We start from the raw sequence: 19,237 nt of genomic DNA, 5'->3' as shown, positions 1-19,237 counted from the left end.
TGTGACATAGCGGTCCTAACTGTTACTCTGCATCTAGTCTATCGGGCTAGCTGCTGCAAGTGATGGGACTATTGACAATCACAGTCGATTCAAAAAATTGAGGAGGAGTCCCTTGGAAAAGAAAGAATTACTAGATTCCCTTGATGTCTTCACCAATCAATTATTAACAACCTTAAATGAGATTGACAAAATGAAGGCAGTTGTGAGAGAAACCATTGAAGAGAATACAGCCCTCCGCCTTGAAAATGAAAAATTGCGGGAACGATTGACAGAAGAAGATACCCAAAATCCCGTAAAAGCAACATCTGCTCGAGAAGGCTTGAACCGTATCTATCTAGATGGATTTCATGTCTGTACAACCTTTTACGGCCAGCCACGGTCAGAAGATTGTGTGTTTTGTGATGAATTATTATTCCGAGGTTAGATGGTGCAGATTCAAAAAAGTTACAAAGAACCCAATGGTAAAGGAAGCCTTTTTCTAGTTGGTACCCCCATTGGGAATATGGAAGATATGACCTTTAGGGCCCTCAAGATCCTTGCGCAAGTGGACGCTATTGCAGCAGAGGATACCCGAGTAACCGGCCAGCTCCTCAAGCATTTTGGGATTGAACAACGCTTGATTTCCTTTCACGAACACAATGCCCAAGCCCGGATTCCAGAACTCTTGGATCTACTTGAAGAAGGAAAGGATATCGCTCAAGTTTCAGATGCCGGTTTACCGAGTATTTCAGATCCAGGCCAGGATTTGGTCCAGGCAGCCTTGGCTCAAGACATTAAGGTTGTCCCCCTCCCAGGTGCTTCCGCGGGGATAACTGGACTGATTGCCAGTGGACTTCCTGCCCAACCGCACATTTTTTATGGATTTTTGCCCCGTAAGGCTAGCCAACAGCGGAAGTTTTTGGAAACCAAGCGCCTTTATCCAGAGACCCAGATTTTTTATGAATCACCTTATCGCATTGAAGCGACTTTGGAACAAATTTTAGAGGTGTACGGGAATCGAAAGGTTGTACTGGTCCGGGAATTATCAAAGATCTACGAGGAGTTTCGCAGAGGGAAGATAAAGGATCTTCTGTCCTCGTTGGAGTCTGACCCTATAAAAGGAGAGTGCCTACTCATCCTGGAAGGATATATTGAGGAAGACCAGCCCCAATTAGATTTGCAAAGTGTTTTGCCGCAATTACGGGAACGGGTGGCGGCAGGTCAACGATTAAAAACAGCCAGTCAGGAATTAGCCAAAGTGACCGGTTTCAAGGCCAAGGAACTATACAAGGCCTACCATGAAGAAGTAGAACAGGGAGAAGAGTAAGCGATGTATGACTATTACGGCCATCTACGCTGCACAACAAGTAAGGCAGCAGAAAAAGAATTAAAAAGCTTGGGTATTGAAAGTCACTTTATCGACTTGACCCAAGAGGCACCTAGTCCAGCACAGTTGGAAGCTTGGATGGATCAGGGAACCTGGCCAATCAAGGCTTTTTTCAACACGAGTGGAAATAAGTATCGGGAGTTGGGGCTAAAAGATCAGATTTCGTCAATGAGTCAAAAAGAGGCGGCTCAATTATTGTCAACAGATGGTATGCTAATCAAGCGTCCGCTCCTAGTGAAAGATGGGACCTTACTGCAAATTGGGTATAGGACCCCATATGCGGATTTAGAACTATAGGAACTATCGATGGCAGAATACCTTTCCGTTGGAACCTTAACCAACTATCTGAAACGGAAGTTTGACAAGGATCCCTATCTAGAACGCGTCTTTTTGACCGGTCAGGTCTCTAATTTTCGGGCCCGTCCCAATCATCAGTATTTTTCTTTGAAAGATGATCAGGCAGTGATTCAGGCGACTATGTGGGGGCCTATTTTTAAGAAATTGCCTTTCACCTTAGAAGAAGGTCAACAATTGAATGTTGTGGGGCGTGTCCAATTATATGCCCCGAACGGTTCCTACTCCATTTTGATTGAACAGGCTGAGCCAGCTGGCGTTGGAGAATTGGCTCTTCGTTTTGAACAACTAAAAAAAGAACTTACGCAAGCGGGTTATTTTAAGTCTGAGCACAAGCAGGAATTACCGGCTTTTAATCGAAAGATTGGGGTAGTGACCAGTCAGAGTGGAGCGGTTATTCAAGATATTATCACGACAGTGAATCGACGCTTTCCTGGTTTGAGTATTCGGCTGTATCCGGCTAAGGTTCAAGGTGAGGGTGCGGCAGAGGAAATTGCGGCTCAGATACAAAAGGCCAATCAGGCGGAGGACCTGGATATTCTGATCGTCGGCCGCGGAGGTGGTTCAATGGAAGACCTCTGGGCTTTTAACGAAGAAGTCGTGGTTCGAGCCATCTTCGAATCTCGCCTACCTGTGATTTCAAGTGTAGGCCACGAAACGGATGTCACCCTGGCAGATTTTGTGGCGGACAAGCGGGCGGCAACTCCTACCGCAGCGGCAGAATTGGCGACGACTTATACCAAAGCTGATTATTTCCTAGCTCTGGAGCGTAGCCAATTGCGATTGAAGCAAGTTGTGGACCAGCAGCTGAAGGTAAAGGGAGAGCGCTTGGAACGGATTCAGCAATCCATTCTATTCCGCCAACCTGAGCGACTTTACGATACTTATTTGCAGAAACTAGATCATCTAGATCAACAGCTTAGCCAGGTCTTGGACCGCCGTCTGCAAGCAGTCAGTCACCGCTATCAGCTTCTCAATCAGGCCTTGGTGCGGCAAAGCCCAAGCCCTCAACTTGAGCGGCTTAACCAGGAAGTGCTTGTATTGGACAAGGACTTGCGGAGATCCATGCATCTCTTGGTCCAGAAGGCTCAACAACGGTTTCAAGTGGCGAGTGATGCTCTTTCACAGTTAGAATTAAGTCAAATTCTCCAGCGCGGTTATGCCTTGGTTCGTAAGCAGGAAAGAATTGTTTCCAATGTCGAACTAGTCCAGCCAGGAGATAGCTTGTCCATTCAGTTACAGGATGGTCAATTAGAAGTAGAGGTAACCCATGTCCAAGAATCAGACATTTGAAGAAAAAATGCAAGAATTGGAGCTTTTGGTCCGACGGTTGGAGCAAGGGGAAGTTCCCTTGGAAGAAGCCTTACAGGAGTTTCAAAAAGGAATGATTTTAAGTCAAGAGCTTCAAAAGACCCTGCAAGATGCTGAAAAAACCATGGTCACCATAATGGGGGCTAATGGTCAAGAAACGGAAATGAAATCATGAAGCAACAGACTCAAGCCCTGGAGGATGTCCTCCAAGCATTCTATCAATCCGATAGTCCGGATCCAGTCTTGGTTGAGAGTATTCTCTATTCCATTGAGGCAGGCGGAAAACGACTAAGGCCCTTGATTCTACTGGACCTTCTTCAAGGATTTGGACTCAAAATTGAAGAAGGTCATCTGAAAGTGGCAGCGGCCTTAGAGATGATCCATACAGGAAGTTTGATTCATGATGATTTACCAGCAATGGATGATGATGACTACCGTAGAGGACAACTCACAAACCATAAAAAATATGGGGAGGCAGCCGCTATTTTGGCAGGGGACAGTCTCTTCTTGGATGCCTTTGCGCTATTAGCACAAGCTCAACTTCCTGCTCCGAAAGTCGTGAAGCTCATAAATCTTCTTTCATTGGCTTCTGGTACCTACGGGATGGTTGGTGGGCAGAGTTTGGATATCCGTTCGGAAGGCCAGGCCATCACCCTAGTGCAATTGGAGCAAATTCATCACCATAAAACGGGTCGACTCCTGCACTTTCCGTTTGTGGCTGCTGGGATTTTAGCTGACGTTGATGAGCAAACGGCTGAAGATTTAGATCAATTAGGTCAGCTGCTTGGTTTAGCTTTTCAGGTTCGCGATGATATTTTAGATGAAACGGCTAGTTTTGAAGAGTTAGGAAAAACTCCCAAAAAGGATGTTGCTGCTCAAAAAGCGACCTATCCTGCGTTTTATGGCTTGGATGCTGCCAAGACTTTGCTGGGGGATTTATTAGCCCAGATTGATCGCTTACTCCAAAAATTGGAGGAGCAAGGGTTTGACGCTCAAATAATGAAGGAAAGAATTGAAGGACTTGCAATTGGCAACTAAGGAAAGAGTGGATGTTTTGGCCTTGCACCAAGGCCTTTTTGAAACAAGGGAACAGGCTAAACGGGGGGTTATGGCAGGTTTGGTTTTGCACCAAGACTCTGGTCACCGTTTTGATAAACCTGGGGAGAAAATCCCAGCAGATACCCCTTTAAAACTCAAGGGTGAGACCCTGCCTTATGTCAGTCGGGGTGGTTTGAAATTAGCGAAGGCATTGGATGTTTTCGGTATTGATCTCACTGACCAATATACCATCGATATTGGTGCCTCTACAGGAGGTTTTACAGATGTTATGTTGCAGGCAGGTGCCAAGCAAGTGTACGCCGTGGATGTTGGAACCAATCAATTGGCCTGGAAACTTCGTCAGGATCCCCGTGTAATCAGCCGAGAACAATACAATTTCCGTTATGCGGATCCGCAAGATTTTCTGCCACAACCAAGTTTCGCCTCTATTGACGTCAGTTTTATTTCTCTAAGTCTCATTTTACCCAGTTTAGCAGCTGTGCTAGAAGACCAGGGCCAGGTAGTGGCCCTGGTCAAGCCGCAGTTTGAGGCAGGTAGGGAAGCCATTGGCAAAAAGGGGATCGTAAAGGAAGCCAAGGTCCATGAAGAAGTTTTGAATCGGGTCATGACCATGGCTCAAGGGCTGGGATTTGGAGTCCATGGGGTGGACTTTTCTCCCATAACCGGTGGTCAAGGGAATATGGAATTTTTGCTCTACTTAAAACGGGATAACGGTCCAGCTCTTCCTCTTGAACAAATAAAAGAAACGGTAAAGAAGGCACATGAAACATTCTAAGATAGATAAGGGACACCGCCAGGCCCTCATACGGTCCTTGATCCAGCAAAAAACAGTGCGAGGACAAAAAGAAATTATGGATTTCTTGGCCAGTCAAGGATTGGTGGCGACGCAAGCAACAGTTTCCCGAGATCTTCGTGAATTGGGGATTGTCAAGGGAGGTGAGGTTGGCTACCAAGTACAGCCGGCTGTCAAAAAAACGCCGATTCTGCATGTGATGCGTCAGGATAACATGATTTCCATTCAGGTTACACCTGGCCAGGCCTTGCTTTTCAAAAAAGAGGTCTGGTCCCGCTATTCTTCGGATATTTTCACTATTTTATCTGACGATGACACGGTCTTGATCGTTGTCAAGACTGGAGTAGATTCGCAGGAAATGTCAGATGCACTAGAAAATTGGTAAGGTTATGTTATTAGAAATTTCAATCAAAAATTTTGCCATTATCGAGGAAATCTCCCTAAATTTTGATCAGGGAATGACGGTTTTGACGGGTGAAACCGGGGCAGGTAAATCGATCATCATTGATGCTATGAATATGATGCTTGGGAGTCGTGCTACAACGGATGTGATTCGACACGGGATGCCTAAAGCCGAGATCCAAGGTCTCTTTTCATTAGAGAAACCCCAAGATATTTCAAATATTTTAGAGGAGCAGGGGATTGAAGTTGGCGAGGAGCTGATTATCCGCCGCGAAATTTTCCAAAATGGCCGTAGTGTCAGCCGTATCAATGGACAGATGGTCAACCTCTCAGTCTTGCGTGCAGTTGGCCAGCATTTGGTTGATATCCATGGCCAGCATGACCAAGAGGAACTAATGCGTGCCCAGTGGCATGGCCGTTTATTGGATGAATTTGGCGATGCTGATTTTCATCGGCTCAAGCAAAGTTATGCTCAAAGCTTTGACCGTTACCGTACCCTCCGCAAAGATTTGCGCCTCCAGCAAAATCAAGAAGCTGAGCACAGTGCTCGGATTGAAATGTTGGAATTTCAACTAGCTGAGATTGAAGAGGCAGCCCTGAAACCTGGGGAAGATCAAGAACTACAGCAGGAGCGAGAACAACTTCTCAATCATAAATTAATTGCGGACACCTTGACCTCGGCCTTCCATTTATTGGACGAAGAAGATCAGTCTTCCCTTGGTAAAATTCGATTGGCCCTTGGCGATTTAGAGAGTCTTGAAGATTATAATCCTCTTTATAAGGAGATGGCTGAGCAAGTGTCAGAGGCATATTATAGCCTTGAAGACGCGACTCGGCGCCTTGAAGACCACCTTTCCTCCCTCGATTTTGACGCCAATCGCTTGCTTCACATTGAGAGTCGTCTGGATGTGATTTACGCCATTAGCCGTAAATATGGTGGAAGCGTTCAAGAAGTCTTGGAATATTTTGAAAAAATTTCCCAAGAATACAATCTGCTGACAGGCAACGAAACTTCATCTACGGACCTCGCTCATAAGCTTAAGGAAGAGGAAGGGACCCTGGTCGATCTAGCTCAGAGATTGAGCCAGGCACGCCATGTACTTGCGCAACAATTAGAAGCGGAGATCCAGCTGGAGCTCCAAGACCTTTATATGGATAAGGCCAGATTTCAGGTCCGATTTACCAAGAGTAAGTTTAGCCGAGATGGAAATGAACAAATTGAGTTTTACATCTCCACCAATCCTGGGGAAGATTTTAAACCCCTTGTCAAAGTGGCCAGTGGTGGAGAATTATCTCGGTTAATGTTGGCTATTAAATCGGCCTTTTCCCGTAAAGAGGGCAAGACTAGTATTGTCTTCGACGAAGTCGATACGGGTGTCTCTGGTCGCGTTGCCCAAGCCATTGCCCAGAAAATTCATAAGATAGGGAGTCATGGACAAGTCCTTGCGATCTCTCATCTTCCTCAGGTGATTGCCATTGCCGATTATCAATTTTTCATTGAAAAAATATCGGATGAGATTTCTACGGTATCCCGGGTACGCCTTTTAGAAATGGACGAGCGGGTCGAAGAAATCGCGCGTATGTTGGCTGGTGAGATCTTGACGGAATCGGCTATAAATCAGGCGCGTGAGCTCTTGCAAAAACATTGAGGTTTTTGTGGGGAATTTGTTATATAGTCTTTTAGTTTACTTTTAGTACAAGGCAGCGAGTCGTAGATAGTACTGAAGTACGGCAAGACGAGCTAACACAGTAATAAAAGATCAACTAAAAGAGTATAATAGGACTAAGATTACTGAGTAGAAGTAGGTATGTATGACAAAAATTGCAGTTGTAACAGACTCCTCTGTTACCATTGAGGAGGAGTTGGTAAAGGAACTAGGAATTCAGGTAATTCCTTTGTCCGTAATGGTAGATGGGATTCTCTATTCGGATGCAGACTTGAAGGAGGGAGAATTCCTTCGCCTGATGAAATCTAGCAAGCATTTACCAAAGACCAGTCAGCCACCGGTTGGTGTTTTCGCGGAGGTCTATGGCCGATTGGCAGAGGACTATGATCAAATTGTCTCTATTCACATGTCCCACGCCTTATCAGGGACTGTAGAAGCAGCTAGACAGGGAGCGAGCTTGTCCGGGGCTAAGGTAGAGGTAATTGATTCTTCCTTTACAGACCAGGCTCAAAAATTCCAAGTGGTAGCAGCAGCTCGCCTTGCTCAAGCTGGGGCTAGCTTGGAAGAGATTTTGAAAGAAATCGAGCAAGTTCGCGAAAAAACGGAACTATATATCGGTGTCTCCACCCTTGAAAATCTTGTGAAGGGGGGGCGTATTGGTCGCGTTTCCGGTCTTATCAGTTCCCTTTTAAATATTCGAGTGGTCATGGAAATGGTTGATCATGAGTTGCGTCCCATTGTCAAAGGTCGTGGAGCAAAAACGTTTAAGAAATGGCTAGATGAATTGAAGGCCGGTTTGCAGGGACGTTCTATTCGTGAAATTGGTATTTCCTATGCAGGAAAATCAGATTTTGCGGAAGAAATGAAGGCGCAGTTGCAACCCTTTTTGGAGGCTCCTATCTCTGTGTTGGAGACGGGTTCCATTATTCAAACCCATACAGGGGAGGATGCTTGGGCCATCCTGATTCACTACGCCTAGACCGGTTTCTTTTTCTGAAGAAAAGCGCGGAATTGCTTTTTATACTTGCTTTTCTTATCCTTTTGAGTTATGATATGTACTGTTAGAAAATTTATGGAGGATTCTTACAAATGGCTAACAAACAAGATTTGATTGCTAAGGTTGCAGAAGCAACAGAATTGACAAAGAAAGACGCTGCAGTAGCAGTAGACGCTGTCTTCGCAGCAGTTACAGACTACCTTGCAGAAGGTGAAAAAGTACAATTGATCGGTTTCGGGAACTTCGAAGTTCGTGAGCGTGCAGCACGTAAAGGACGTAACCCACAAACAGGTAAAGAAATCACTATCGCAGCTTCAAAAGTTCCTGCCTTCAAAGCAGGTAAAGCTCTTAAAGACGCTGTAAAATAATCTTGCTGAAAAAGGCCTATTCTACCAGCCTTTCATAGGGGTAGGAAGGGCTTTTTCTTTTGTTTTGGGGCATTTTTGGGGCATGAAGTTAATAGTTTTCTAGGATTTCATACTCATTGGATTTCAAAACCTGACCTTATCAAGTCTCTTTGATGAACTTATTGATTGCGTGTTTCCACGCCTTATCCATAATATTCAACAGGTCTTCCAGACCTGTTGAGCTATCATCATTGGATTTCCGCGTCTTTTTTTAGGAGATAGGATGATTTCCAACTGTATCGACTTAATAATACTCATTACATTTCAAAATCTGAATGTGTTAATCCTCTTCGCCGAACCCTAGGTTCTGTCTTCATCGGATTGCCTTTTCAGATTTCGAACTGTTTCGAGTATAAGACATTTTTTCGACTCCCCCATTTAATGACACATTAAACCCCTTCGTGCTCAAGCGCGAAGGGGTTTGATACTGGGGCTTACACAACACCTTGTACGATCATGACGTTGGCGATTTGTTCAAAGGAGGCGATGTTGGCTCCTGCGAGGTAATCATTGCCAAGATTGTAGGTTTCGGCTGTGGTTTTAGCGGTATTGAAGATGTTCTCCATGATGCTTTGGAGTCGTTGGTCTACTTCTTCTCGTGTCCAAGATAGGCGGAGGCTGTTTTGGCTCATTTCGAGGGCAGAAACGGCTACGCCGCCGGCGTTAGCTGCTTTAGCTGGTCCGTATAAAACCGCATTTTCTTTGTAGATTTTGATGGCGTCGAGGTCGGAAGGCATGTTGGCTCCTTCGGCGACACAGTAGACACCGTTTTGGATAAGGGCAGCAGCTTGTGCGCCGTTGATTTCGTTTTGGGTTGCACAAGGAAGGGCGATGTCAGCCTTACCTTGGTAGTCCCAGACGCTTCCTTCATAGTAGCGGGCGCTAGCTTTTTCGGCTGCATATTCGGTTAGGCGGGCACGGCGTTTTTCTTTAATTTCAACCAAAAGATCAAAATCAATGCCGCACTCGTCAATGATGTAACCGTTGGAATCAGAGACTGCGATGACGGTAGCACCGAGCTCGGTTGCTTTTTGGAGGGCATACTGGGCGACATTTCCAGATCCGGAAATGAGGACAGTCTGGTCTTTGAAGGATTTGCCGTTGGCCAGAAGCATGTTTTCAGTGAAGTAGACGAGGCCATAGCCAGTTGCTTCTGGGCGGATGAGAGAACCGCTGAATGCCAAGGGTTTTCCGGTCAAGACACCTGCATCGAATTGACGAAGACGTTTGTATTGGCCGTACAAATAGCCGATTTCACGCGCTCCGACTCCGATATCGCCGGCAGGAACATCCAGAGATGGGCCGATATGTTTTTGCAGCTCACTCATGAAGCTTTGGCAGAAGCGCATAATCTCAGCGTCCGTTTTTCCTTTAGGGTCAAAATCGGAACCGCCTTTCCCACCACCAATGGGTAGTCCAGTCAAAACGTTTTTGAAAATCTGCTCGAAGCCGAGGAATTTCAGAATGGACTGGTTGACGGAAGGGTGGAAGCGGAGTCCTCCTTTATAAGGACCAACTGCTGAGTTGTATTGGACACGGTAGCCACGGTTAACTTGGACTTTTCCGTCTTTGTCAGTCCAAGGGACACGGAAGCTAATCACGCGTTCAGGTTCCACCATGCGGGCTAGGATGTTCTCATCCAGATATTCTGGATGAGCTTCTAGGACAGGCTCGAGGGTTGCGAATAATTCTTCAACAGCTTGAAGAAATTCAGCTTCGTGAGGGTTACGTACTTGGACGTCTTGGAAAGTGCTTTGGATATAGTCTTTAACTCGTGACATGAAAATCCCCTTTTCTATTTTTCCGAAGAAAATGAATTATCTGACAATTTGTCAGGTGAGATTATCATACCATTGAAAGGGGTAAAAGTAAAGTTTGGAGAGGGATTTCCAGAATAAACCTTCGCTTTTTACTTGGTTTTTAAAAGTAGCTATGGTAAACTGAGATAGAAAAGAGGTTAGGCGGGAACCTAACCTCAGAGTAGAGCCGTAAAACGGTGACTCAGTTTAAACGACATAGAACTAGCCGTCTACAGGGTCAAAGTAGGACGGCTAGTTCTTTTTTCTCTTACTTAGAATTTCTAGTAAGTTACGAACTGTGTCGTTGATGTAACAACCAAGACTCAGTAATGCCATTACTAACTCAAAGCGAGTCAAAAGAATGCTCCTCCTTTCTATCAGATTTGAAGTTTTCATGCTTTTCATAGGCATGTCCTCCTTATGATAGTTTTCGGGGAGTCACCGTCTTCCAGGAGAAGGGATTCTCGAGGTCTCAAATGAGAAACTTCTCTACGCTGCTAGTTTATCATGTAAAATGTAATATCATGCTAAGATGTTCTGAAATGTCTTGAAAACGTTCTGAACGGTAAATGTTGCTTTTGGGGTTATTGCAACCTAAAGCAAAGTCATTCAGACTTTTTTTCACAAAAATGATAGAATAGGAATGTCTGGGATTCTGTGAGTGTCGGGTTACATTCCAGATTCCGTTATCAAAGAGAGCTAATCAGCTCGTATGAAGAAAGGAAGACGCATGAAAGGTATTATTTTAGCGGGTGGTTCCGGTACGCGCCTATATCCGGTTACGCGGGCAGCCTCCAAACAGCTAATGCCGGTTTATGATAAACCAATGATTTATTACCCTCTTTCAACCTTGATGTTGGCAGGAATTCAGGAGATTTTAATTATCTCTACACCGACAGACCTGCCCCGTTTTGAGGAACTTTTGGGAGATGGATCTGAATTAGGTATTTCCTTGTCCTATGCGGTTCAACCAAGTCCAGATGGATTGGCGCAAGCCTTTATCATCGGCGCAGATTTCATCGGAGATGATTCAGTTGCGCTGATCTTGGGAGATAATATTTACCATGGCCCTGGTTTGACTAAGCTTTTGCAAAAAGCTGCGCAAAAGGAGTCCGGTGCGACCGTTTTTGGTTACCAGGTTAAGGACCCTGAGCGTTTTGGAGTTGTCGAGTTTGATGAGCAGATGAACGCGATTTCCATTGAAGAGAAGCCAGAGCAGCCTCGTTCCAACTACGCGGTAACAGGTCTCTACTTCTATGATAATTCTGTAGTTGAAATTGCCAAGAATATCAAACCGAGTCCTCGAGGGGAGTTGGAAATCACGGATGTCAACAAGGCTTACTTGGATCGTGGGGATCTTTCAGTGGAATTGATGGGCCGTGGTTTTGCCTGGTTGGATACTGGAACACACGAGAGTTTGTTGGAAGCGGCACAGTATATTGAAACCGTTCAACGGATGCAAAATGTACAGGTTGCTAACCTTGAAGAAATTGCTTATCGTATGGGTTACATTAGCCGGGAACAAGTTTACCGTTTGGCCCAACCTCTTAAGAAAAATGAGTATGGTCAATACCTCTTGCGTTTGATTGGAGAAGAAAATGTCTGAGAACTTTTTTGGCAAAACATTAGCAGCTCGTCCCATTGAGGCTATTCCGGGCATGCTAGAATTTGATATTCCTGTTCATGGGGATAATCGTGGCTGGTTTAAAGAGAATTTCCAGAAAGAAAAAATGATCCCTCTTGGTTTTCCTGAGTCCTTTTTTGCGGAAGGAAAACTTCAAAATAATGTCAGCTTCTCAAGTAAAAATGTACTTCGTGGTTTGCATGCTGAACCATGGGATAAATACATTTCTGTAGCTGACGAAGGTCGTGTTTTGGGATCCTGGGTGGACTTGCGTCAAGGCCCAAGTTTTGGAAATGTTTACCAAACCGAAATTGATGCTTCTAAAGGGATTTTTGTTCCTCGCGGTGTAGCCAATGGTTTCCAAGTTTTATCCGATAAGGTAGCCTATAGCTATTTGGTGAATGATTACTGGGCTTTGGAGTTGAAACCTAAATATGCCTTTGTGAATTATGCAGATCCTAGTCTTGGCATTCAATGGGCAGACTTGGATGCTGCGGAAGTAAGTGAAGCTGATGAGAATCATCCTCTATTAAAGGATGTGGCTCCATTAAATAAAGAGGATCTTTGATTGTTTGAGGCTTTTTTAGAGATTGCGAGACAACTAAATCTCTTAGGGATAACTCCTTTACTAATGGGTTCACTAGGTTTTGAGGTGCGAACTTCTAAAGACTGGCAAGCTGGTGATATCGATATCCATGTTCCTGGAGATTCTAGAGGTTGGGAAGCTCCAGATGAGGAGCGTCTCTACCATTGGAAAGAAATCGCGGAAATGATGGAGAACTTAGGCTATCGGTTAGTAGATATTCATGAGCATGAATTTCAGAGAGGTCATCTGTCAGTAGAGTATGGTGTTATGGATACCTTGCCAGAATTTGCAGGAATTCCATTAATAAGTTTGGAGAAGATCCATACAGATGGAGTTGTTTACTACCTACCCACGCTTGAACAATATCTAAAAATTTATCAAGCTTCCTCTAAAGATTCATACAGGGCAAATCGAAATAATCGGAAAGACTTTAAAAAGATCAGCTATTTACAAAAATATTTAAAAGCAGATAGGAGAAAGTGTGTCGACATTTAAAAATATTATTGTGACCGGTGGCGCAGGTTTTATCGGTTCAAACTTTGTACACTATGTATATAACAATTTCCCAGACGTACACATTACTGTTTTAGATAAATTGACCTACGCAGGGAATAAAGCAAACATCGAGTCCATTTTGGGAGACCGAGTGGAATTGGTTGTAGGGGATATTGCGGATGTAGAAGTCGTGGATCGCTTGGCTCAGGATGCGGATGCGATTGTCCATTATGCTGCAGAAAGTCATAATGATAACTCTCTCAATGATCCTCGTCCTTTCGTGGATACTAACTTTATTGGGACTTATACCCTTTTGGAAGCGGCTCGGAAGTACGACCTTCGTTTCCATCACGTATCTACAGATGAGGTTTATGGAGACCTTCCATTGCGGGAAGATCTCCCAGGCAAGGGCGAAGGCCCAGGTGAGAAGTTTACGGCGGAGACACCATACAACCCGTCTTCTCCCTATTCCTCAACCAAGGCTGCGTCGGACTTGATCGTTAAGGCTTGGGTACGTTCCTTTGGCGTAAAAGCGACTATTTCCAATTGCTCCAACAACTATGGACCCTATCAGCATATTGAGAAATTTATTCCGCGTCAAATCACCAATATTTTGAGTGGTATTCGGCCTAAATTGTATGGCGAAGGGAAGAATGTGCGCGACTGGATTCACACCAATGATCATTCCTCAGGTGTTTGGACGATTTTGACCAAAGGAAAAATTGGGGAGACCTATCTAATCGGGGCTGACGGTGAGAAAAACAATAAAGAGGTGCTGGAACTCATTTTGAAGGAAATGGGTCAAGCACCGGATGCCTACGACCATGTAACAGACCGTGCAGGCCATGATTTGCGTTATGCCATTGATGCTAGCAAGTTACGAGATGAATTGGGTTGGAAACCTGAATTCACAGACTTTGAGGCTGGTCTAAAAGAAACAATTGCCTGGTATAAAGAAAATGAAGATTGGTGGAAGGGCGAAAAAGAAGCTGTAGAAGCCAACTATGCTAAAACCCAGGAAGTAATTAAATAAGAGAACAAGAGGCGGAATGGTTTCATTCTTGCCTCTTGTGTCTATTTTGGAGGGTAAGATTCTGAAGAAAAAATGCTTAGGAATTCTGTTAGGGATTGCTGGAATTGGAATTGTAGTCGCTTTATATGACCGGATACAGATGAAAGAACGTCTGGAACGGGATCTCTACCCCGTTCAAACTGTTTTTCAAAAAGCAGGTTTAAAAGCAGAATCAGAGAAACGTTATACAAAAGCCGGGCAGGTGGCCTGGACAATCCACCTAGATCCGGATAAACTTCGAAAAAACGGCTACCGATTCCCATATGACAAGAGGGAGCAAGATTGGCTTGGGAGGATCTATCTTCCCAAAGAGACCCTTGAAGCGACTCTGGGACAAGATCTAAGCCATCAGGGAACCGAGGTGGAGATCAAGGCCAAGGCTACAGATCTCCAACAGATTTTAGCTGACAAGCGCTTGATTGCTCATGCCGGTGGAACCATGCGAGAGGCTGGATTCCTCTCGGCCTACAGTAATTCCCTGCAGGCATTGAAACAGAACTATTCCTTGGGGCATCGCATGTTTGAATTTGATCTCAATCTGACTCAGGATGGTCGGCTGGCAGCGGTTCATGATTGGGAAAGTGAAGCACCAACGAGTCAGGACTGGGAGCAGTCTAAGACACAGGATGCCAACAATATCCAGGCCCAATATACAACTCTTTTTTGGGAGGATATTCTCAAGCAAATGGAACTAAACCCGGATATGATTGTCGTGACAGATACCAAGGTTAAGGATCGGACACAAGAGGAAATTGAAGAGCAGTACCGCATTCTAGCTCAAGCTGTCGAAAAAATGGATCCGAGTTTGGGAGACCGGATTCTTGTCCAGCTTTATAAACCTGAGGACTATCAAATGTTGGAAGAAATGGGAACCTTTAAGAATTATATCCTAACCTTGTATGCTTCTGAGATGAAAGAAGAAGCCATCGTAAAAAGTCTGAAGGATAAGCCCCATATTTTAGCCGTGACGTTACCTCAAAAGGATGAACGCTTGACAGACTCACTGATTTCACAGATTCATGAATCGAATCGCTTGGTCTTCGTTCACACCGTAGATGGCTTTGCGACCTTATCGAAAATTCTTAACCGAGGTATTAACGGGGTTTATACCAATAATCTCCTGAGTAAGGATTTGGAGCTTTATCAAGAAGTTGTAGACTCTCAGAAATCATTTGATATCGAAGTTTATCAGAAGTAATCCGAGATTTTTGTGGGATATGGTATACTAGAAAAGAATGAACAGAAGAGGAGATCGAGATGACGATTTCAGTAATAGTTCCATGCTTTAACGAAGAAGAGGCCCTGCCCCTTTTTTACCAAGCTATGGAAAAAGTCCAGCCTCAGTTGGATCAGGAATTTGAATACATTTTTGTGAATGATGGTTCCCGAGATCAGACACTGGAAGTGCTTCGGGAATTGGCCGCTAAGGATTCTAAAGTGACCTATCTGTCCTTTTCTCGAAACTTTGGGAAGGAAGCCGCTCTTTATGCTGGGCTGCAGGAGGCCCGTGGGGAGCTCGTAACCGTGATGGATGTGGATCTTCAAGATCCACCGGAGTTGTTGGTGGAAATGGTTCAGCGCCTGGAGGCTGATCCAGACTTGGATTGTGTGGGAACGCGTCGGGTGACTCGAGATGGCGAACCACCGATTCGGTCCTTCTTTGCCCGCATGTTTTACCGTCTGATTAACCGGATTAGTCAAGTACAAATGGTTGACGGTGCCCGTGATTTCCGTCTGATGCGGCGGCAAATGGTGGATGCCATTCTAGATGTGACGGAGTACAATCGATTTTCCAAGGGGATTTTCTCTTGGGTTGGCTTTAAGACCGAATATTTGGAATACAAGAATGTGGAGCGCGTGGCAGGGGAGACAAGTTGGAATTTTTGGCAGCTCTTTCGTTACTCTTTAGAGGGGATTGTCAATTTTTCGGATGCACCTCTGGCAATCGCTTTTGTGGGTGGTGCCTTGTCCTGCTTGCTGGCTTTTGCCCTTGCCGGATTAGTGATTGTACGGACCCTTTTGTATGGGGATCCAACCGCAGGTTGGCCGTCGATGGTCTCCATTATCCTCTTTTTGGGAGGTTTTCAATTATTAACGATCGGAATTCTCGGGAAGTATATTGGTAAGATTTTTATGGAAACAAAAAATCGGCCAATTTATGTCATCAAGGAACGTTCAGAATAGAAAGGATATAGGATGATTCTCATTACAGGAGCGAAAGGTCAACTCGGTACGGAGTTGGTGCATTATTTAGATGAGCTTGGTCAGGACTATGTAGCCCTCGATGTGGCAGGAATGGACATTACCAAGCAGGAAGAAGTGGAGCGTGTTTTTGCGGAAGTGAAGCCAAGTTTGGTTTATCACTGTGCAGCCTATACAGCTGTGGATGCGGCAGAGGACGAAGGCAAGGAATTGGATTACGCGATCAATGTCATAGGGACAGAAAATGTAGCGCGTGCTGCCGAGGCCCATGGTGCAACCATGGTCTACATTTCCACAGACTATGTTTTCAATGGGGACAAACCTATTGGACAAGAATGGCAAGTCGATGATCCGGCAGACCCGCAAACGGAATATGGTCGAACAAAACGGATGGGAGAAGAGCTGGTCGAAAAAATCTCCAGCCGTTACTATATCATTCGGACTGCATGGGTCTTTGGAAATTATGGGAAAAACTTTGTCTTCACCATGCAGAACTTAGCTAAGAATCATCCGGTTCTAACAGTGGTGAATGACCAACACGGTCGTCCAACTTGGACCCGAACCCTCGCAGAATTTATGGTCCATCTGGCGGATAACCAGCATGAATATGGTTATTACCACCTGTCCAATGATGCAGCAGAAGATACAACCTGGTTTGATTTTGCGGCTGAAATTCTGAAAGACACGGATGTAGAAGTAAAACCGGTAGATTCTAGCCAGTTCCCAGCCAAGGCCAAACGTCCTTTCAACTCAACCATGAATTTGACAAAAGCCAAAGCGACTGGTTTTACCATTCCAACCTGGCAAGAAGCTCTCCAAGCTTTTTATAAGCAAGAAGTGAAATAAAGAACAAGAGAAGCCCAGATAAGTCGTTACAGAGTAGCGTGCTTGGTATTTTGGGAATCCGGTTTATATAGGATTTACAAATTATGAGGAGTGAGAGGAAGGAAGAGTTATGGCCATTTTAGTTTTAGGTGGAGCCGGGTATATCGGTTCTCATATGGTTGACCGTTTGATTTCCCAAGGGGACGAGCGTGTGGTCGTCGTGGATAATTTGGTGACAGGGCACCGAGCTGCTGTTCATCCGGATGCGGTATTCTATGAAGGTGACCTAGCTGATCAAGATTTCATGCGTCGGGTTTTCCAAGAAAATCCAGATATCGATGCTGTCATTCACTTTGCGGCCTATTCCTTGGTCGCTGAATCAATGGTAGAGCCGTTGAAGTATTTCGATAATAATACGGTAGGGATGGTTAAACTGTTGGAAGTTATGAATGAAGCGAACGTGAAATATATCGTCTTCTCTTCTACAGCCGCAACCTATGGGATACCAGAAGAACTTCCGATTCTGGAAACAACCCCACAAAAACCAATCAATCCGTATGGTGAAAGTAAGCTAATGATGGAAACCATTATGAAATGGGCCGATCAAGCTTATGGCATCAAATTTGTACCCTTGCGCTACTTCAATGTAGCCGGTGCTAAACCAGACGGATCCATTGGAGAGGACCATGGACCAGAGACTCACATGCTTCCGATCGTCTTGCAAGTGGCACAGGGGGTTCGGGATAAAATCATGATTTTTGGAGATGATTACAACACTCCTGATGGAACAAATGTTCGGGACTATGTCCATCCCTTTGATTTAGCAGATGCCCATCTTTTAGCAGTTGAATACCTCCGTGCTGGCAATGAATCAGCTGCATTCAACTTAGGTTCCTCTACCGGTTTTTCAAACTTGGAAATTTTAGAAGCAGCCCGTAAAGTCACCGGTAAGGAAATTCCAGCCGAAATGGCGGATCGCCGACCTGGGGATCCAGATACCCTCATCGCTTCCTCAGATAAAGCGCGTGAGATTTTGGGCTGGAAACCGCAATTCGACAATATCGAAAAAATCATCGAAACCGCTTGGGCCTGGCATTCAAGCCATCCGAAGGGATACGATGATCGCGATTAGATTTTAATCGGAAAGTAGTAGGTGGGCAATGCCTGCCTTTTTTGCTTCTTCTTTAGGTTCCCTAAAGTCAAAATCAAAACACTATGATAGAATAATTATGATAAACTATTATCCAGTGATTGCCTTATATTCCACCAATTACGAATTAAGAGATAGTATTGAAGCTGAGTGCTATTGCACTAGGAGGAGAGGGCCTTGGTGGAAATTTTAGGTTATTTTAAAGATTATTTTTCTTATTCTATCCCCATAGGGGTTGGTCTGTTGTTTATTTTGATTTTATTTGGACTGCAATTTCGAGTTTGGTCTTTTGCATTTAGAATTTATAGAGAATCTTGTGCGACTTTGAAGGATGTGAATCAAGGATACCAGATGGATATAGAATCTTTGAGGTCAGAAAATCGGAGACTTCGAAAGGAAGTTCAATTGCTTTGCAGTAAAAGTGAGGAAAGAGGTGATTAGATGGTGTCATTCCATATTTTAGTTCTATTTGTTTTTTGCTACTTAATTTGGAAAGAATGGAATCAATTTTATCATTTTAAGCTGGATATGCGATTCTTAACACATGAAGAAATTCTGACATACTGTCTTTATCTCAGTCCCGATTTGGAGCGTAACTATCCTCATTTTTATCGAATAGTTTCCCCTTTTTCTACCGTTCATTTTCACCAATTATTAAACCATTCCGTTGAAACTGAAAAAGTCTCTTCATCTAAAAGTTTAGAGCTTAGAGAAGAAATGAACAGGATTCTTACAGAGGGGAGTAAGAAAGAAAAGGATCTTGTTTGTTGGTATTTGATGACTTGTAAATGGTTACAACTTACTGACTTTCACAAAAGAAGATCTGGCTTAAAGTTGCTTTCACATGATATTTCAGGAGATAGCAGACTTAAAAAAATTGATATTGATGTTGGTTTAACCCGCTTGGTGTCGATAAATCATTAATGGAAAAATATAGCTCTCAGTTTGCAATGTCATTAAGTTAAGGATTTCGAAAGCTCCTAAATCGAGCTTTCGAAATCTTTTTTGCTATACTTAGGCTCAAGGAGGTGGATAGAATGCCAAATCAAGTAAAGAAGCAACTACGAAATAGTATTACTGCTGTGATAAAGCGAGATAGAGAAAGTTTGATTCACAACCCATCTGATT

General features: G+C 44.3%; 22 protein-coding genes. 21 read left to right on the top strand and 1 reads right to left on the bottom strand.

Features of this window, described 5'->3' with window-relative positions; all coding sequences use genetic code 11:
• The first annotated feature begins 112 nt into the window (after positions 1-112).
• The 11 genes from I2503_RS03080 (at position 113) to I2503_RS03030 (ending at position 8,317) form a co-directional block, all read left to right on the top strand.
• Positions 113-424: a DNA replication initiation control protein YabA gene (locus I2503_RS03080; RefSeq protein WP_196966979.1), complete on the top strand. Its 312-nt coding sequence runs from the start codon at positions 113-115 to the stop codon at positions 422-424.
• A 3-nt stretch (positions 425-427) separates the two neighbouring features.
• Positions 428-1,306, top strand: a complete 879-nt coding sequence (gene rsmI, locus I2503_RS03075) for a 16S rRNA (cytidine(1402)-2'-O)-methyltransferase (protein WP_196966997.1) — start codon at positions 428-430, stop codon at positions 1,304-1,306.
• A gap of 3 nt (positions 1,307-1,309) precedes the next feature.
• On the top strand, positions 1,310-1,663 hold the full coding sequence (locus tag I2503_RS03070; protein ID WP_196966978.1) for a Spx/MgsR family RNA polymerase-binding regulatory protein: 354 nt from the start codon (positions 1,310-1,312) through the stop codon (positions 1,661-1,663).
• 9 nt (positions 1,664-1,672) lie between these two features.
• Complete coding sequence (gene xseA / locus I2503_RS03065; RefSeq protein ID WP_196966977.1) at positions 1,673-3,013, top strand: exodeoxyribonuclease VII large subunit; 1,341 nt, start codon at positions 1,673-1,675, stop codon at positions 3,011-3,013.
• The gene (locus I2503_RS03060; RefSeq protein WP_196091710.1) at positions 2,991-3,206 is read left to right on the top strand and encodes an exodeoxyribonuclease VII small subunit; all 216 of its coding nucleotides are present in this window, start codon (positions 2,991-2,993) and stop codon (positions 3,204-3,206) included. Before xseA ends, I2503_RS03060 begins: the two co-directional genes overlap by 23 nt.
• Positions 3,203-4,069: a polyprenyl synthetase family protein gene (locus I2503_RS03055; protein ID WP_196966976.1), complete on the top strand. Its 867-nt coding sequence runs from the start codon at positions 3,203-3,205 to the stop codon at positions 4,067-4,069. The genes I2503_RS03060 and I2503_RS03055 overlap by 4 nt, the downstream gene beginning before the upstream one ends.
• Complete coding sequence (locus I2503_RS03050; protein WP_247644673.1) at positions 4,053-4,865, top strand: TlyA family RNA methyltransferase; 813 nt, start codon at positions 4,053-4,055, stop codon at positions 4,863-4,865. The genes I2503_RS03055 and I2503_RS03050 overlap by 17 nt, the downstream gene beginning before the upstream one ends.
• Positions 4,852-5,268, top strand: coding sequence for a hypothetical protein (locus I2503_RS03045; protein ID WP_196091712.1), 417 nt, complete (start codon positions 4,852-4,854; stop codon positions 5,266-5,268). Before I2503_RS03050 ends, I2503_RS03045 begins: the two co-directional genes overlap by 14 nt.
• Before the next feature lie 4 nt (positions 5,269-5,272).
• Positions 5,273-6,934: a DNA repair protein RecN gene (recN, locus tag I2503_RS03040; protein WP_196966975.1), complete on the top strand. Its 1,662-nt coding sequence runs from the start codon at positions 5,273-5,275 to the stop codon at positions 6,932-6,934.
• A 163-nt stretch (positions 6,935-7,097) separates the two neighbouring features.
• Complete coding sequence (locus tag I2503_RS03035; protein WP_196091714.1) at positions 7,098-7,931, top strand: DegV family protein; 834 nt, start codon at positions 7,098-7,100, stop codon at positions 7,929-7,931.
• A 110-nt stretch (positions 7,932-8,041) separates the two neighbouring features.
• Entirely contained in the window at positions 8,042-8,317 is a 276-nt protein-coding gene (locus I2503_RS03030; RefSeq protein WP_196091715.1) for an HU family DNA-binding protein, read from the top strand.
• Positions 8,318-8,790: 473 nt separating this feature from the next.
• Here I2503_RS03030 and gdhA read toward each other — a convergent pair whose 3' ends face one another.
• Complete coding sequence (gdhA, locus tag I2503_RS03025) at positions 8,791-10,137, bottom strand: NADP-specific glutamate dehydrogenase (RefSeq protein WP_196966974.1); 1,347 nt, start codon at positions 10,135-10,137, stop codon at positions 8,791-8,793.
• Between the two features lie 748 nt (positions 10,138-10,885).
• On the opposite strand from gdhA, the gene rfbA reads away from it, so the two are divergent.
• From rfbA to I2503_RS02975, 10 genes are all read left to right on the top strand, one after another.
• Positions 10,886-11,761, top strand: coding sequence for a glucose-1-phosphate thymidylyltransferase RfbA (gene rfbA, locus I2503_RS03020; RefSeq protein WP_196091717.1), 876 nt, complete (start codon positions 10,886-10,888; stop codon positions 11,759-11,761).
• Positions 11,754-12,347, top strand: coding sequence for a dTDP-4-dehydrorhamnose 3,5-epimerase family protein (locus I2503_RS03015; RefSeq protein WP_196966973.1), 594 nt, complete (start codon positions 11,754-11,756; stop codon positions 12,345-12,347). Before rfbA ends, I2503_RS03015 begins: the two co-directional genes overlap by 8 nt.
• Positions 12,348-12,860 carry a phosphoribosylanthranilate isomerase gene (locus I2503_RS03010; RefSeq protein ID WP_196966972.1) on the top strand — a complete coding sequence of 171 codons (513 nt, stop codon included), beginning with the start codon at positions 12,348-12,350 and terminating at the stop codon, positions 12,858-12,860.
• On the top strand, positions 12,847-13,893 hold the full coding sequence (rfbB, locus tag I2503_RS03005; protein ID WP_196966971.1) for a dTDP-glucose 4,6-dehydratase: 1,047 nt from the start codon (positions 12,847-12,849) through the stop codon (positions 13,891-13,893). The genes I2503_RS03010 and rfbB overlap by 14 nt, the downstream gene beginning before the upstream one ends.
• A 16-nt stretch (positions 13,894-13,909) precedes the next feature.
• The gene (locus I2503_RS03000; RefSeq protein WP_196091721.1) at positions 13,910-15,130 is read left to right on the top strand and encodes a glycerophosphodiester phosphodiesterase family protein; all 1,221 of its coding nucleotides are present in this window, start codon (positions 13,910-13,912) and stop codon (positions 15,128-15,130) included.
• A 59-nt stretch (positions 15,131-15,189) separates the two neighbouring features.
• The gene (locus I2503_RS02995; RefSeq protein WP_196091722.1) at positions 15,190-16,116 is read left to right on the top strand and encodes a glycosyltransferase family 2 protein; all 927 of its coding nucleotides are present in this window, start codon (positions 15,190-15,192) and stop codon (positions 16,114-16,116) included.
• Between the two features lie 12 nt (positions 16,117-16,128).
• On the top strand, positions 16,129-16,980 hold the full coding sequence (rfbD, locus tag I2503_RS02990; protein ID WP_196091723.1) for a dTDP-4-dehydrorhamnose reductase: 852 nt from the start codon (positions 16,129-16,131) through the stop codon (positions 16,978-16,980).
• 109 nt (positions 16,981-17,089) lie between these two features.
• Positions 17,090-18,091, top strand: coding sequence for a UDP-glucose 4-epimerase GalE (gene galE, locus I2503_RS02985; RefSeq protein WP_196966970.1), 1,002 nt, complete (start codon positions 17,090-17,092; stop codon positions 18,089-18,091).
• Positions 18,092-18,286: 195 nt separating this feature from the next.
• Positions 18,287-18,550: a hypothetical protein gene (locus I2503_RS02980; protein ID WP_196091725.1), complete on the top strand. Its 264-nt coding sequence runs from the start codon at positions 18,287-18,289 to the stop codon at positions 18,548-18,550.
• A complete protein-coding gene (locus tag I2503_RS02975) occupies positions 18,551-19,033 on the top strand; it encodes a hypothetical protein (RefSeq protein ID WP_196091726.1) in 483 nt (160 codons plus the stop codon).
• Positions 19,034-19,237: the final 204 nt, after the last annotated feature.

It is taken from the genome of Streptococcus sp. NLN64 (assembly GCF_015831295.1).
GTDB lineage: Bacteria > Bacillota > Bacilli > Lactobacillales > Streptococcaceae > Streptococcus.
Note: the sequence above shows the minus strand (reverse complement) of the source record. Positions and strands in the feature narration are given on the sequence as shown.

Bases quoted from the DNA above. Each gene is read 5' to 3' on its own strand.
- I2503_RS03070 (WP_196966978.1), top strand. From the start codon at position 1,310: ATGTATGACTATTACGGCCATCTACGCTGCACAACAAGTAAGGCAGCA.
- xseA (WP_196966977.1), top strand. From the start codon at position 1,673: ATGGCAGAATACCTTTCCGTTGGAACCTTAACCAACTATCTGAAACGG.
- I2503_RS03060 (WP_196091710.1), top strand. From the start codon at position 2,991: ATGTCCAAGAATCAGACATTTGAAGAAAAAATGCAAGAATTGGAGCTT.
- I2503_RS03055 (WP_196966976.1), top strand. From the start codon at position 3,203: ATGAAGCAACAGACTCAAGCCCTGGAGGATGTCCTCCAAGCATTCTAT.
- I2503_RS03045 (WP_196091712.1), top strand. From the start codon at position 4,852: ATGAAACATTCTAAGATAGATAAGGGACACCGCCAGGCCCTCATACGG.
- recN (WP_196966975.1), top strand. From the start codon at position 5,273: ATGTTATTAGAAATTTCAATCAAAAATTTTGCCATTATCGAGGAAATC.
- I2503_RS03035 (WP_196091714.1), top strand. From the start codon at position 7,098: ATGACAAAAATTGCAGTTGTAACAGACTCCTCTGTTACCATTGAGGAG.
- I2503_RS03030 (WP_196091715.1), top strand. From the start codon at position 8,042: ATGGCTAACAAACAAGATTTGATTGCTAAGGTTGCAGAAGCAACAGAA.
- gdhA (WP_196966974.1), bottom strand. From the start codon at position 10,137: ATGTCACGAGTTAAAGACTATATCCAAAGCACTTTCCAAGACGTCCAA.
- rfbA (WP_196091717.1), top strand. From the start codon at position 10,886: ATGAAAGGTATTATTTTAGCGGGTGGTTCCGGTACGCGCCTATATCCG.
- I2503_RS03015 (WP_196966973.1), top strand. From the start codon at position 11,754: ATGTCTGAGAACTTTTTTGGCAAAACATTAGCAGCTCGTCCCATTGAG.
- I2503_RS03000 (WP_196091721.1), top strand. From the start codon at position 13,910: ATGGTTTCATTCTTGCCTCTTGTGTCTATTTTGGAGGGTAAGATTCTG.
- I2503_RS02995 (WP_196091722.1), top strand. From the start codon at position 15,190: ATGACGATTTCAGTAATAGTTCCATGCTTTAACGAAGAAGAGGCCCTG.
- rfbD (WP_196091723.1), top strand. From the start codon at position 16,129: ATGATTCTCATTACAGGAGCGAAAGGTCAACTCGGTACGGAGTTGGTG.
- galE (WP_196966970.1), top strand. From the start codon at position 17,090: ATGGCCATTTTAGTTTTAGGTGGAGCCGGGTATATCGGTTCTCATATG.
- I2503_RS02975 (WP_196091726.1), top strand. From the start codon at position 18,551: ATGGTGTCATTCCATATTTTAGTTCTATTTGTTTTTTGCTACTTAATT.